Annotated in this window: 15 protein-coding genes; 11 read left to right on the forward strand and 4 right to left on the reverse strand. The window is 45.1% G+C overall.

The window, feature by feature from the left end; all coding sequences use genetic code 11:
- Nucleotide 1 precedes the first annotated feature (1 nt).
- The 4 genes from INR79_RS09715 (at nucleotide 2) to INR79_RS09730 (ending at nucleotide 2277) form a co-directional block, all read left to right on the forward strand.
- The gene (locus tag INR79_RS09715; RefSeq protein ID WP_223093885.1) at nucleotides 2-1153 is read left to right on the forward strand and encodes a hypothetical protein; all 1152 of its coding nucleotides are present in this window, start codon (nucleotides 2-4) and stop codon (nucleotides 1151-1153) included.
- 47 nt (nucleotides 1154-1200) lie between these two features.
- Nucleotides 1201-1608 carry a structural protein gene (locus INR79_RS09720; protein WP_410482879.1) on the forward strand — a complete coding sequence of 136 codons (408 nt, stop codon included), beginning with the start codon at nucleotides 1201-1203 and terminating at the stop codon, nucleotides 1606-1608.
- 130 nt (nucleotides 1609-1738) lie between these two features.
- Entirely contained in the window at nucleotides 1739-2110 is a 372-nt protein-coding gene (locus tag INR79_RS09725; protein ID WP_262415330.1) for a hypothetical protein, read from the forward strand.
- The gene (locus INR79_RS09730; protein WP_200767248.1) at nucleotides 2110-2277 is read left to right on the forward strand and encodes a hypothetical protein; all 168 of its coding nucleotides are present in this window, start codon (nucleotides 2110-2112) and stop codon (nucleotides 2275-2277) included. The genes INR79_RS09725 and INR79_RS09730 overlap by 1 nt, the downstream gene beginning before the upstream one ends.
- Before the next feature lie 48 nt (nucleotides 2278-2325).
- Here the strand turns inward: INR79_RS09730 and INR79_RS09735 are convergent, their stop codons facing one another.
- The gene (locus INR79_RS09735; RefSeq protein WP_223093891.1) at nucleotides 2326-2625 is read right to left on the reverse strand and encodes a hypothetical protein; all 300 of its coding nucleotides are present in this window, start codon (nucleotides 2623-2625) and stop codon (nucleotides 2326-2328) included.
- Nucleotides 2626-3059: 434 nt separating this feature from the next.
- On the opposite strand from INR79_RS09735, the gene INR79_RS09740 reads away from it, so the two are divergent.
- Nucleotides 3060-4250 carry a PIN-like domain-containing protein gene (locus INR79_RS09740; RefSeq protein ID WP_223093893.1) on the forward strand — a complete coding sequence of 397 codons (1191 nt, stop codon included), beginning with the start codon at nucleotides 3060-3062 and terminating at the stop codon, nucleotides 4248-4250.
- Between the two features lie 3 nt (nucleotides 4251-4253).
- On the opposite strand, the gene INR79_RS09745 is transcribed toward INR79_RS09740, so the two are convergent.
- Nucleotides 4254-4676 carry a DUF3653 domain-containing protein gene (locus tag INR79_RS09745; protein WP_223093895.1) on the reverse strand — a complete coding sequence of 141 codons (423 nt, stop codon included), beginning with the start codon at nucleotides 4674-4676 and terminating at the stop codon, nucleotides 4254-4256.
- A gap of 312 nt (nucleotides 4677-4988) precedes the next feature.
- Nucleotides 4989-5489 (reverse strand): hypothetical protein, encoded by a 501-nt coding sequence (locus INR79_RS09750; RefSeq protein ID WP_223093897.1) that lies wholly within the window; start codon nucleotides 5487-5489, stop codon nucleotides 4989-4991.
- 424 nt (nucleotides 5490-5913) lie between these two features.
- Between INR79_RS09750 and INR79_RS09755 the strand changes: the two genes are divergently transcribed.
- The 6 genes from INR79_RS09755 (at nucleotide 5914) to INR79_RS09780 (ending at nucleotide 11672) form a co-directional block, all read left to right on the forward strand.
- Nucleotides 5914-6630: a FadR/GntR family transcriptional regulator gene (locus INR79_RS09755; RefSeq protein WP_022611457.1), complete on the forward strand. Its 717-nt coding sequence runs from the start codon at nucleotides 5914-5916 to the stop codon at nucleotides 6628-6630.
- Between the two features lie 91 nt (nucleotides 6631-6721).
- Nucleotides 6722-7621 (forward strand): 2-dehydro-3-deoxygalactonokinase, encoded by a 900-nt coding sequence (locus INR79_RS09760; protein ID WP_223093899.1) that lies wholly within the window; start codon nucleotides 6722-6724, stop codon nucleotides 7619-7621.
- Complete coding sequence (locus tag INR79_RS09765) at nucleotides 7611-8267, forward strand: 2-dehydro-3-deoxy-6-phosphogalactonate aldolase (RefSeq protein WP_223093901.1); 657 nt, start codon at nucleotides 7611-7613, stop codon at nucleotides 8265-8267. The genes INR79_RS09760 and INR79_RS09765 overlap by 11 nt, the downstream gene beginning before the upstream one ends.
- 42 nt (nucleotides 8268-8309) lie before the next feature.
- The gene (gene dgoD / locus INR79_RS09770) at nucleotides 8310-9467 is read left to right on the forward strand and encodes a galactonate dehydratase (RefSeq protein WP_223093903.1); all 1158 of its coding nucleotides are present in this window, start codon (nucleotides 8310-8312) and stop codon (nucleotides 9465-9467) included.
- A 298-nt stretch (nucleotides 9468-9765) separates the two neighbouring features.
- Nucleotides 9766-10560 (forward strand): FadR/GntR family transcriptional regulator, encoded by a 795-nt coding sequence (locus tag INR79_RS09775; protein WP_022592603.1) that lies wholly within the window; start codon nucleotides 9766-9768, stop codon nucleotides 10558-10560.
- 26 nt (nucleotides 10561-10586) lie between these two features.
- Nucleotides 10587-11672 carry a glycoside hydrolase family 88 protein gene (locus INR79_RS09780; protein WP_223093905.1) on the forward strand — a complete coding sequence of 362 codons (1086 nt, stop codon included), beginning with the start codon at nucleotides 10587-10589 and terminating at the stop codon, nucleotides 11670-11672.
- 71 nt (nucleotides 11673-11743) lie between these two features.
- Here INR79_RS09780 and INR79_RS09785 read toward each other — a convergent pair whose 3' ends face one another.
- Nucleotides 11744-12520 (reverse strand): SDR family oxidoreductase, encoded by a 777-nt coding sequence (locus INR79_RS09785; protein ID WP_223093906.1) that lies wholly within the window; start codon nucleotides 12518-12520, stop codon nucleotides 11744-11746.
- Between the last annotated feature and the right edge of the window lie 72 nt (nucleotides 12521-12592).

Genomic DNA, 12592 nt, shown 5'->3' on the forward strand with positions numbered 1-12592 from the left:
TATGGGTGAAGTGAAAGACAACCTCCCACAAGGCAGCAGCCGAAACAAAATTGAATATCTGGCAGAAGCGATAGACAGCGCCAAAGCCGACGCAAAAGGCGCCTCTGCTCCCCCTAGAAACCTGCTTTGCAATCCCGATTTGACTCAATCAACTACGGATTGGAATACCACCATGAACACCACGGCGCGAGACACCGGATATAAGGGTGCGCGCTGGCTAACGGAAGGCTGTGAATTTGCCAATCTGAGTGCCTCCAATATGCACATTGGCAAGAGTCTTGGCAGACCCGCGCCGATTGGTTGGGGTATCGAAACCCTATTGGCGGGTGCAGATACCGATAGCATTGGGTTGAGCTACTACGTGATAAACCCTGTTGCGCTGTATTCCAAGAAGTACGGGAACTTTGCAACGGGCGTCCTCGCCGATGGTGCCAGCGGCAAAAGCAAAATCGTCATGTTCTCAATGTTTACCACTCATCGTGATGAGGCACTGTATTCAAAGGATTGGGTAGCGCCAAGTGATGAGCTGCCGGAATACTACAGCGTGTATTTCTTCGGGCAGACAAACCAGGGACAGCGATTCGGTATTGTAGAGCTGGACGTTGACGGCAACGCCAAGCAAATCGTGGCTGAAAAGGTGCTGACAAAGCATTCCTTTGATGAGCATGAAAGACAGTGGATTCATGGAATTGAGCTAGACCCGAGCCAGGCATACGCCTATTTCGTTGAGTCCGATTCTGCCGACAACTCGCGACATAGCAACGGCAAATCCGCGCTGATTATTGAAGCGGGCGTGTTCATCAATTACGAAAAGCTGGACGTTGTGCCGGATATGACGCCGCAACCAACACGCATGCACAAATGCACGGAAGTGATCGGCACTTTCCCCGCGTCCGAAGTGGCAACGGGTAAGTTGGTGCCGATGAAGCAATACCACACGCCCTATGGGATGGAAAAGCATTGGGTATTCGCTTACACGCAAGGGAAACAGCGGTCTCACGCCTTTAATCAGCTCTCAGTGACCAAGCACGACGAGCATCATATTCGCGTGCAGGGTGTGGCGCAGGACGGGCATACCTCGGTTGACTTGTCGGCGTTCTATTCCGAAACACCCCTGTACATCAACTTTTCAAATGTTCTAGCTGGGGTATAGCCATGCGCTATGCCCTCGCCTTGATTATCGTATTAGGAGCCCTTTACATGGCAAAACAGCACACCGTTCGCGGCGTTCGCAACAACAACCCGCTTAATATCCGCATTGGTAACGACTGGCATGGCGAAGCCGCCATTCCACGCGACAAAGCCTTTGAAACGTTCAAGCACCACAAATACGGCTTCCGGGCCGGCGCCAAATTGCTGCGCAACTATCAGCGCCTGTATCACCTTTACAGCCTGGAACAAATCATCCACCGCTTTGCGCCGCCAAACGAAAACGACACCAAGAATTACGCCGGATTCGTGGCAAAACGCCTGGGGGTGTCAGTTCATGATCATATCGATTTATTCGACGATGAAACCCTCGCCAAAGTCATGCACGCCATGAGCATCATGGAAGTAGGTCGTTATTACAGTCTGGATGACGCCAGGCAAGGAGTGGCGCTCGCATGACCCGTGAAGATTTGAAGAAAATCGGGATAACGGTGGCCGGCGCGATTGCCGCCGCCTACTCCCTCAAACTGCTGAAACACTGGGGGCTGATATGACCTGGTTGACTGCCCTTTTCTCGCCCCTGGTCGGGTTGTTTCAGTCGCACCAGGACGCCAAGCACAAAGCCAAAGAAAGAAAAGATCGTTTAGACGAAGCCAAGACCGTCGCCACCATCAAGCGACTGGAGCAAGGTGACGCCAACGCCACACGCCTGGACGAGCTCAGCCTGGCAAATCGTGGCTGGGAAGCTGATTACCTGCTTTTCATCACCACATTGCCCGTACTGCTGGCGTTTATTCCTCAGTGTGTGCCGTTCGTTGAAGCAGGCTTTGAGGCCCTGGAAAGCACACCAGAATATTACTGGTACGTGCTCGCCATGATTTACATTGATACCTTTGGATTCCGGCGCATGTTACGTGTGGGCTTTGAGCACTGGTTAGACAAACGATTTGGGAGGCAATAATGGAAGACCCTTACATCATTGCAATTGTGACAGGCTTAATCTCCAGCGTGGGCACAATCGCCGCCATTAAAGTGGACATAGGCTGGATTAAGCTCACTCTGAAAGAGCACGCTAATCGCATCAAGCAGTTAGAAAAGCGACTGGCAGACATAGAAAAAGGCGCGTAATGCGCCTTTTTGCTATCAGTTTTTCCGTCTCGAGTCGAACCGGTATCGCTAATCTGCTATCAAATCCAACTGATCGAGCCGGTTCCTGGACGTCTTTTTGCTATCACTCGCCACCTTTAACTGCTCCAGACTGGACAAAAAATTGTTACTGGCAGAGCGAAGCTGGGAAAGCTCTCTTAATGCCTGGCTCAGTTCGCGCTCCAGCTTATTGATCTCATTCTGCATCACTGGCACATTTGCCGCCGCTTTCAACACGGCTTTGGTACTGGCAGACTCGCGATAGTGCTTTTTCAGTGTATCAATGACCTCTTCTTGCTTATCGTCGAGTCTAATCGTCAACGTTCCCATATTCCTCTCCCTGAAATGCCATCAAAATCAAACGATACTGGCTTAAAAACTTCAAAGAATGCTATCAAACCAGCCAGCTGCAGCAACCAGGCAAAGCAGTTTTTGCTATCAGGTTAAAAGCCACAATGAAACAGCATGATATTGACTAATTAATTGATATTGTTGAAATATGATGTAATCACGTAGAAAACAGGTGAAGCGCCTCGAAGCGAGAGTAATGACGATTTACACAGGTAAGAACCAAAGCGCACGATAACCCCTTACAAACCTCCTTGCCCTCGCTTGCTGCTCGGATGGAATGAAAAAGGAGCCGAAAGGCTCCTTTTGCACAGAAAACATCCATATTGTTAATGGCTTATATCAAGTAGTTGCTTATAAAAGCTCAATCGTTAGAATACAACTATCTAACAGACTTGATAGGCAAAGCATAAGAAATGAAAGACTTATTTCCTGGACATTTTAAAGAAGATGAAGACCAAATAAAGGAACTTTGGCAAAGTTGTATATTTGCTTTTGATACAAATGTTTTGCTTAACCTTTATAGATACTCCGATTCATCAAGGGATGAGTTTTTGCAAATATTGGAAAAACTTAAAAATAGAGTGTGGCTACCACATAGAGCCGCAGAGGAGTACCTTAACAACAGACTCTCTGTCATAGATTCACAAGAGCAATCATACGACAAAACCATAAATTCAATTAATTCTTTACACAAAGGATTAATAAATTCTCGTCAACATCCATTCGTTAGTAAAAATACGATGAGAAAAGTTGATAGAATTTTCTCCATGTTAAAATATGAATTAGAAGAAAATAAAAAAACTCATACTAAACGTATACATGATGATAAAATAAAAGATTCTATATCTGAAATATTTAGTGGTCGTGTGGGTTCACCTTACAATACAGATAAATTAGGAGAATTAATAAAAGAGGGAGAAGAGCGATATAAAAACAAAATCCCTCCGGGCTATATGGATTCTGGTAAATCTGATAAAAGTAACTCCAAAGCAAACCAGTACAAAATGTTTGGTGATTTAATTGTTTGGAAGCAAGTAATTGATAAATCCAAACAAGAAAAGAGAGCAATAATTCTTATAACTGATGACAAAAAAGAAGACTGGTGGATAAATTTTAAAGGAAAGACTATAGGTCCTAGACCAGAACTTATAGAGGAATTCAAAGCTAATACTGAACATTCTTTCCATATGTATCAAACCGACAGATTTATAGAGTATTCAAGTGGATTTTTAAATGAAAAATTAAATCAAGACCTGGTCAACGAGATACGAGAAGTAAGACGACTTGATAGTATAGAAATTGAGGAATCTAATGAAAGTTTTGATATCAACAATGTTATTTCAATACTAGATCAAAACATAAGACAGCTCGGTTTATTGAAAGATAGAAAGAACATGTTGATTGCCACTAGAGAAATGGAAGAACGTCTATACAATGGTATTATATCTAGTGATCCAAATAGTTGCATTGACCACCAATATAAATCAGTCTCTATAGATAACTTGAATAAAAAAATACATGATAACGAAATTAAAATTAATAATAAAAATTTTGAAGTTAAAGAATTGAAAGAATTAGTTGAGAATTTAAAAACATCAAAATAATCATTACCTAGGGCGCAAAAGCGCCCTATTTTTTTGTCTACGCAACATCAAGTTACTTTTTCTGACACGGTTTTTTTTACGCCTGAACTCTACGACGTTCTGACCTAAAGAAACTTTGATATCCAACTCCTGGAGGTCGTAAGCAGAAAGTTCCCGTCCACCTGGCGTGTAAAGCTTATCTCCCCGAATCTTGAACCCTCGCCACGCTCTATCTGGTGGCAAATATCCCCTGTGCATGATCAACAACAGCCTAATGACCGCGACAGGCCATTTACGTTTGTTTCTCCAGGATTGGACAGTTTTAGGGGTTACGCCGAAGAAATTGGCAGCTTGTTTGTCATCGTCAAAGTGCCAAATGAAAAGGTCTAGAATTTGGTTCGTGTAGAAGCCTGTATTGTAGAGGTCGTTCTTAATATCTTTATTCATGTGATCTGTGTCCCATACTGCGAATTGGAACTCAAAATCATATTTTCACTGCATATCTCAGGGATAGTAATCAAAGCACTCATTTATGTAAGACTTCTTGAAAATAGACGTCATTCAAAGTGCATTTAATTCATTGATATTGTTATAAATATCAATACATCAAGGTTTTAACATAAAGACCACATAATGCGCATCACAAGATTAATTGTTAACAAAGCTAAAAGTGTCCAAACCGACGATTACCCGTTGGCTTGATGGCGCCGTTCCAATCAATCTGATGGCAGAAAAATTCTTACTGTCGCTTGATGTGTCTCAGCTTAATTCATTCATCTCTTCTTCCGTTTCATCATTTTCAGACTTGCCGCTCGAAGCTTTGTCTAAGTCTTTCTTCCATTGGTCATACTCATCTTCTTTGATTTCTATACCACTTATAAAAGACAAAATGAGTAGCAAAACACCAAGCGCAAAAGCTATTTGAGTGCCATAACTAAAAATGGGCAGCAGCACTTTGACATTGTTTAGTTGATACTTAGCCATCGAGCATTGTGTGTATGCTTCACTATCGAGTTTGCATTCATATTCTAAAATGTTTGGGATGTCCTTTTGCTCAATCCTCACTGTTTCGTAAAGGTTGAACTTTCCATCCTTTTCAATCGGTAAAATAACCAACATCAGCTGCATAAACGTCAGTGCAGCTAAGGTAAACATAAATATGGAAGCCTTTCGCCAGCTATCGGCATGCTTCCTGTTATTGAAAACCCATTCCCACCAGCATGCTGCACCTTTGATAGCTTTGATAAAAATCGCCTTCATGAACTTAAACCCATTCAAATTCTTAGTGGATAAATTACCATGAAATCAATTGATTATCACACGCTTGTGAAAGTGCCGGAGTAAAACTTATTCGTGTACCTGTGAGTTCGGGTTACAACCCAGAACACATTGCTTCGCTTTTTGATGAAACCACACCTGAAGCAGCAGCTTCTTTTGCTTAAAAACCTGTTAAATAAGCTTTATTACCTACACCCTCGCCTTTAGCGACGCATATTCTCTTGTGTTGCTAAAGGTTTCTCAACTCCATACACACCTTAAAGATCAATGAATGTTAATGGATAGTCATTGATTGATTCTCCCTCCGTTATTGACAATAAAAACAATAAAACAAGACATCTCTCACTGTTTTTGGTTACTTTTTAACCCACCATGTATGACAAGAACAGAATTAATGAATTCATAAATGAGAATATCTAAATCGAAACTGGCAATTGACCAGATTGTTTATGACCTATTGAAAGAAAACATTCAGCCGGGCTCCTTTCTTAAAGGAGAAAACGAATTGGCACTTGCCATGGGCGTATCGAGAACATCGGTAAGAAGCGCATTACAAACGTTAGCCAGCAAAGGGCTGATTACCATAACCCCCAAGGTGGGAAGTGTTGCCAACACACCGGATAAATGGAACTGGCTGGATCACGACGTTTTGCGCTGGGTGGCTGAATTCAAAGAGTCCGATACCTTTATTCCCCACCTGCTTGAAGTGCGTTTAATGGTTGAACCAAACGCAGCAGCGTTAGCGGCGTTAAATGCCACCGGAGACAACCTAGCCGCTATAGAAAAAGGCTACAACCTGATGGAAACAGGTTTGGCGGAGGGCGACCGAGAGAAAGTCAGAATGGGTGATATGGAATTTCATAAGCAGCTTTTAGTGGCGACCAAAAACCCGTTTTTGATTTCGCTTGGTGATGCTCTGACAACAACGATGGCGGTGTCGTTTACCCGAACGCTAGAGCAAAACATGACGCTAAGCCAACCTGCTTTGCAAGATCACTACAAAGTGATGGATGCAGTGCGAATGAGAAACCCCGAACAAGCTCGGGAAACAATGCGCGAGATTGTATTAGACGCAACAAGTAAAACCGTTAAAGAGCTGAAAGCCAGCGATTTGATTCGCTAGCCTGAGTTGCAGGCACCTGGCTTTTGGAGTGTTCTCACACTCATCAATCTTGTATTACAAGATTGAATTTAAAGTAATACATGGAGTTTTTATGACTGGGCAATGGATTGCCGTAGACTGGGGAACAACCAATTTCAGAGCATTTCTGATGTCTGAATCAGGCGACTGTTTGGACACCATTCAGGCTCCTAAAGGGTTGCTTTCCGTTAAACACCAACAATTCCCCGAAGAATTTGACGGGCTGATTCACCACTGGACTGAGAGTCATGGTCCGCTGCCCGTCATAATGGCTGGAATGGTTGGTTCTCAACAGGGCTGGCGTGAAGTGCCTTACCTCCCTGCCCCCGCGACTATTTCTGATATTGCTAAGAGGTCTAAAACCGTGACCTTGCTTTCGGGAATCCAGGCGAAGATTGTTGCTGGCGTTCTTTGCCAGAATGTTTTTGGTCACCCAGATGTGATGCGGGGGGAAGAGGTTCAGTTGGTGGGGTTAAGTGACCAACTCCAGCAGGATTTCACAGCTATTTTATGCGGCACACACAGCAAGCATGCGGTCTGGAAAAACGATCAACTGATGCACTTCTCTACTGTGATGACTGGTGAACTCTATTCCGTTCTGACCAGCCATAGCTTGTTAGGCAAAGCCTTACCAGAACAGGAACCCGATGAAGCTGTGTTTAACAAAGGTCTGGATATCGGCATCAGCCACCCTTTAAATCACGTTTTGTTCAGCGCGAGATCATTCCGTTTAACAAAAGACATCAAAGAAGCGCATGTCCACTCATACATTTCTGGGCTTCTCATTGGTCATGAATTCTCCAAGATCGATGAACAGGAAGAAGTCCACCTGGTCGGCTCAAAAGGTTTAAGCAACCGCTATTCCAACGCATTGAGTTATCTGAATATTCGCCACCAGATTCATGATGGCGACCAGTGCTTTTTGAAAGGTATGACAACCATTTACAACAGCGAGAACTGCAATGAACACTGATCAGCTTAGAAATAATGAATGGTTTAACACCCTGCCACTTATCGCCATACTTCGCGGCGTAAAGCCTGATGAAGTCATCGACATTACCAGCGTGCTTCTGGAGTATGATTTTCGATTTATTGAAGTACCGCTGAACTCTCCAGATGCAGTAAAAAGCATAGAAAAGCTGGTGCAGCACTTTGGCGATAAAGCCATTATAGGTGCAGGAACCGTAACAACGGTAGATAAGCTGATGCCCGTTATCGAAACCGGTGCCAAACTGATCGTCACTCCTAACCTGAACCCCGACGTGGTCTCCACAGCCAGAGAGCACGATTGCGTTGTCTTCACTGGGGTTCAAACTCCTTCGGAAGCCTTTTCTGCCATTGAACATGGCACAAGCGCACTGAAATTTTTCCCCGCCGAACTGATTCAACCAATCGGCATTAAAGCCATTAAATCGGTTCTGCCTCCAAACATGATTTGTTGCCCAACAGGTGGTATTGAAGCCGACAAAGATCAATTGCAGTCCTACATTGATGCTGGTGTCGACGGGTTTGGCTTAGGGTCGGGGCTGTATAAGAAAGGGATTACGCCATCTGATTTGCGAACGCGTGCCAAAGCGTTTCGGGATTGTTGGGCATCCTTAAATTCCACAGAACGTTAAAGGCGAATTCCCTTTTACTCAAAGACTTATTGAAGGCGTTATATGAAAATTACTGGTTACGAAACATTTATAGTGGCACCCCGATGGGGCTTTTTAAAAATCACCACCGACGAAGGCATTACAGGCTGGGGAGAGCCCTGTTTAGAAGGCAGAACGCACACAGTTCATACCTGCGTTGATGAGTTAATGGAATACCTTATTGGTAAAGATCCAAAAGACATAGAACTGCACTGGAACTACCTTCACCGGTCAACCTTTTACCGAGGTGGCGCAGTAATGATGAGCGCCCTTTCAGGTATTGATCAGGCACTTTGGGACATCAAAGGCAAAGCACTAGACTCTCCTATTTATCAGCTTCTCGGAGGCAAGTGCCGCGACAAAATCCAAACCTACTCCTGGATTGGAGGTGACAGACCCAACGATGTAGTCCGCATGGCAAAGGAACGAAAATCATTAGGGTTTAATGCCATCAAAATGAATGGCACCGAAGAGCTGAATTTCATCGACAATTACAGCAAGGTAGACGCGCTGCTCGATAGAGTTCAGGGTATTCGCGATGCACTGGGTAAGGATTTTGGTATTGGAATCGACTTTCATGGGCGGGTTCACAAAGCCATGGCGAAAGTCATGATGAAAGAGCTGGAGCCAATGCACCCTATGTTCGTGGAAGAGCCCGTACTGGCAGAACATTTCGACTGTATCCACGAGATTGCCCGCTATGGTGCCATTCCTATTGCTACTGGTGAGCGATTACATTCTCGATGGGATTTCAAAAAGCTGTTGGAACATGGTGGCGTCGACATTATTCAGCCTGACGTTTGTCACTGTGGCGGTATTACCGAACTGAAAAAAATCGCCTCGATGGCAGAAGCTTACGACGTCGCACTCGCCCCTCACTGCCCACTGGGCGCAATTGCGCTGGCGTCGTCTGTTCATATTGATACCTCCTGCCAGAATGCCATCATTCAGGAACAAAGTATCGGGATGCACTACAACAAAGGAAACGATGTTCTCGATTACGTAACCAATAAAGATGTCTTCGATTTTAAAAAAGGCTACTGCCTTAACATTGAAGGACCGGGGTTAGGCATCGACATAGACGAAGACTTTATGCGCGAGCAGCATCAAAAAGCCCTTTCACAACCTAAATGGCGAAACCCACATTGGACAAATGAAGACGGCTCCTTCGCAGAGTGGTAATCCACTCCCATTCTAATTCACATTAAAAAGCAGCTTCCCCGTGTTGCTGCTTCTTTGTTTTCCACCGACCTTTCTCACGTAAAACTATTCCTTTAACGTCTGAAAAACGGCGACTTTACTTGTCCCAAATCTTGTTTATCAGCACCGATGGATCGCTCCTGCTCAATTTTTGATATAAAGGCAAAAGGCATTTCAATAACACCTCTCTCCTCCCCGATCATTTCTCATCTGGTTATGAAGTAAGCAGCGCTTTATTTTGTGTGTTAATATGATAAACATATAAATATGGAGAGCGTACATGAGTAAAAATAGCTTACTGAATCGCGCAAGCTTGCTTGAAGGATCAATCAAACACCGCGGCATTCTCGGAACCGTTGTTGAACACCTTGGTGTTCGCATTGTGGGCGGTGAATGGAGTGAGAATGAAGCCGTGCCCAAAGAAGCCGCCTTAGTTGAAGAGCTGGGTGTGAGTCGCTCTGTCATTCGAGAAGCCTTTCGTATGCTTTCTGCCAAAGGGCTTATTTTTAGCCGAACTTCGGATGGGACACGCGTACAGCCCCGCTCAAAATGGCGTCTGCTCGACCCAGACTTAATGGAATGGCGAATCAAGTCTGGCGAAACTCACGACCTGCTGAACGATCTGCTTAAAACCCGACTCGTCCTCGAACCGGGTATTACCTTTTCTGCCACTCAAACCGCAACGGATTCAGACCGCCAGCGAGTTACCGATGCATGGAATGCAAAAGTGGCAGTGTTTGAAGACGATAACGCACCTGAGCAGGAAAGACGAAACCGCTTTATTGAAACGGATCTGGAATTTCATCGTGCGTTAATTGCGTGCGTTCAGTCGGAACTGCTCAATCACCTGTTTCTTGTTATTGAAGCGGCCCTCGCCTTGCTCATTGATTTGCAAATGAAAGGCAAAGGATACACCGACAAAATGATAGGGATGGAAGAAAGCCACGTTCTTCACCAAGACGTATACGACGCCTTTATGGCAGGAGACGCGACCGTTGCAGAGGAAGCAATGAAAGCGCTTATCAATCGTGCAATCAGTGATGCTCACGAGGGAATGAAATTGGTTAACAACTAGGGTCTGTATACCCTTAAAGGACTTACATGAACAAGGATGTATTAGGAAATGAAATCATTGCCAATGTCGCCGACCGATTATTAGAGCACCCCTTTCAGGGGTGGTTCTACGGCGATTCTGTAGGGTTTGAAGGTTTACTGGCAGCGTCAGATTATCTTGGTGATAACCGATGGTCTGACTTTACCTGGGGATTTTTCCGCGGCTGGGCTACCAGACGAACCCCGTTTCAACTGGATGACAATACCGCACCAGGTCACATCATGTGCTCGATCATCGAGAGAAAGAAAGACGAAAACCTGAAACAGGCCACCATCGACTTAGCGCACCATTTGAGTGAAAGACGCAATATTGATGGTGTGCCCGTCACCTTTGAAGACACCCTTCGCTCACTCAGACAGCCATACGGCGGCGTTCCGCTATCTGAGGAGCAACAAAAACAAATGCTCAATCCGGGGGCTGGTATCTGGCTCGACTGCATGCACTTCGATCCACCTTTCTATGCTCACCTGTCTCATATCGACCCTTCAGGCAACTGGGGAGAAAGAGCAGTTCGCGAAATACTCGGTTATCGACAATTTCTGTTTAACCCTGAGCTTGGGCTTTATCGTCACTACTGGCTGGAAGACACCAAGCAATCGTACATTGATGGCTGGGGTCGTGGGCAAGGATGGGCGCTGCTGGGCTTACTGGACGTCGCTCACTACGCCTCTCATGTAGAAGGTGCAAACACGGTTAAAGAACAGGCTCAGCAATTAGCCAGTAAGATGCTGGAATTCCAGCTTCCAGATGGCAACTGGTACGCGATGATTCACGAAGAGCGATCAGGTCCTGAATCTTCCACTGCTGCTTTTATGGCGACCGCTTTTTATCGTGGAATGAAAGCAGGCATTCTGGATCCTGAAACCTTTGAAAAGCCTGCCAACCTCGCATTTGAGGCGATGGTTAAAAATCTGGATAACGACGGAAACTTAATGGGTGTGTCTGCGGCAGTGATGTCCGCTCTAGTGGATGAACACTATTGGCATGTCCCTCTGAATAAAATTGTTCCTTGGGGACAAGGACCAGTGCTCACAGCGTTAGCGGAAAGAAAAGCGTATTTAGAATCCGCATAGATCAATACACGAACACAGCTCCAGTAGGTGGAGCTGTGTTTAATATCTACTTTCAAATTTCGCGAAATGTATTACTCGTACATTCGTATCGTCACGCCACCATCCATCACTAGGTTTTCTCCTATCATAAACCGCGCTTCTTCAGAAGCGAGCATCGCGGCGACCGCCGCCACTTCTTCGGGTTTGCATAACCTCCCAACGGGTTGCTTGGCTTCTACCTTTGCCCGTTCTTCGTCTGGATTGTCCGATTTATTAAATTCATCCTGTGCGATTTGAGTATCGGTGTATCCGGGGGAAATGGCGTTAACAGCGATGCCTTCCCCTGCGTATTCCAGAGCCAAAGAGCGCGTCATCCCCAGCAGAGCATGTTTGGCAACAGGGTATGGAAACGTTTTAGGAATGATGGAAAAAGCGTGATTAGAAATGATATTGATGATCGCCCCATTTCTTTTCTCAAGCATAAAAGGCAATACCGCCTTACAACAATACCAGGCACCTTCAAGATCCACTTTCATGCATAAGTCCCAGTCATCCTGAGCCATATCCAGTGGTTCTTTGAATACCGCAATACCCGCGTTGTTTACCAGAACGTCCACACTTCCAAATAATGAGCTCGTCTCTTTGACCATTGCGGATACCGAATTAGAGTCCGAAATATCCGTTGTAATACAGACCACGGGGTTCCCTGTTTTACTCTGAATGGACGCTGCACTTTCCTTGCCCAGCCTGCCATCCCGCTCTGCGATTACCACTGTTGCACCTTCACTTGAAAACCGATGTGCAATGGCTTTTCCGATCCCCCGACCGGCTCCGGTCACGATTGCTACTTTCCCTGTTAAACGCTGCATTTCTATTTTTCCTGTGCTTGATCACATCATCTTTGTCTGATAAACATATAATAATCTAAAGTACAAAAAATA

The organism is Vibrio sp. SCSIO 43132, from assembly GCF_019904195.1.
In the GTDB taxonomy this organism is placed as follows: Bacteria; Pseudomonadota; Gammaproteobacteria; order Enterobacterales; family Vibrionaceae; genus Vibrio; species Vibrio nigripulchritudo.

Coding starts and splice junctions, on each gene's coding strand:
- INR79_RS09765 (WP_223093901.1), top strand. CDS start 7,611: ATGAACACTGATCAGCTTAGAAATAATGAATGGTTTAACACCCTGCCA.
- INR79_RS09755 (WP_022611457.1), top strand. CDS start 5,914: ATGAGAATATCTAAATCGAAACTGGCAATTGACCAGATTGTTTATGAC.
- INR79_RS09740 (WP_223093893.1), top strand. CDS start 3,060: ATGAAAGACTTATTTCCTGGACATTTTAAAGAAGATGAAGACCAAATA.
- INR79_RS09785 (WP_223093906.1), bottom strand. CDS start 12,520: ATGCAGCGTTTAACAGGGAAAGTAGCAATCGTGACCGGAGCCGGTCGG.
- INR79_RS09745 (WP_223093895.1), bottom strand. CDS start 4,676: ATGAATAAAGATATTAAGAACGACCTCTACAATACAGGCTTCTACACG.
- INR79_RS09730 (WP_200767248.1), top strand. CDS start 2,110: ATGGAAGACCCTTACATCATTGCAATTGTGACAGGCTTAATCTCCAGC.
- INR79_RS09735 (WP_223093891.1), bottom strand. CDS start 2,625: ATGGGAACGTTGACGATTAGACTCGACGATAAGCAAGAAGAGGTCATT.
- INR79_RS09720 (WP_410482879.1), top strand. CDS start 1,201: ATGGCAAAACAGCACACCGTTCGCGGCGTTCGCAACAACAACCCGCTT.
- INR79_RS09780 (WP_223093905.1), top strand. CDS start 10,587: ATGAACAAGGATGTATTAGGAAATGAAATCATTGCCAATGTCGCCGAC.
- INR79_RS09715 (WP_223093885.1), top strand. CDS start 2: ATGGGTGAAGTGAAAGACAACCTCCCACAAGGCAGCAGCCGAAACAAA.
- INR79_RS09760 (WP_223093899.1), top strand. CDS start 6,722: ATGACTGGGCAATGGATTGCCGTAGACTGGGGAACAACCAATTTCAGA.
- dgoD (WP_223093903.1), top strand. CDS start 8,310: ATGAAAATTACTGGTTACGAAACATTTATAGTGGCACCCCGATGGGGC.
- INR79_RS09775 (WP_022592603.1), top strand. CDS start 9,766: ATGAGTAAAAATAGCTTACTGAATCGCGCAAGCTTGCTTGAAGGATCA.
- INR79_RS09750 (WP_223093897.1), bottom strand. CDS start 5,489: ATGAAGGCGATTTTTATCAAAGCTATCAAAGGTGCAGCATGCTGGTGG.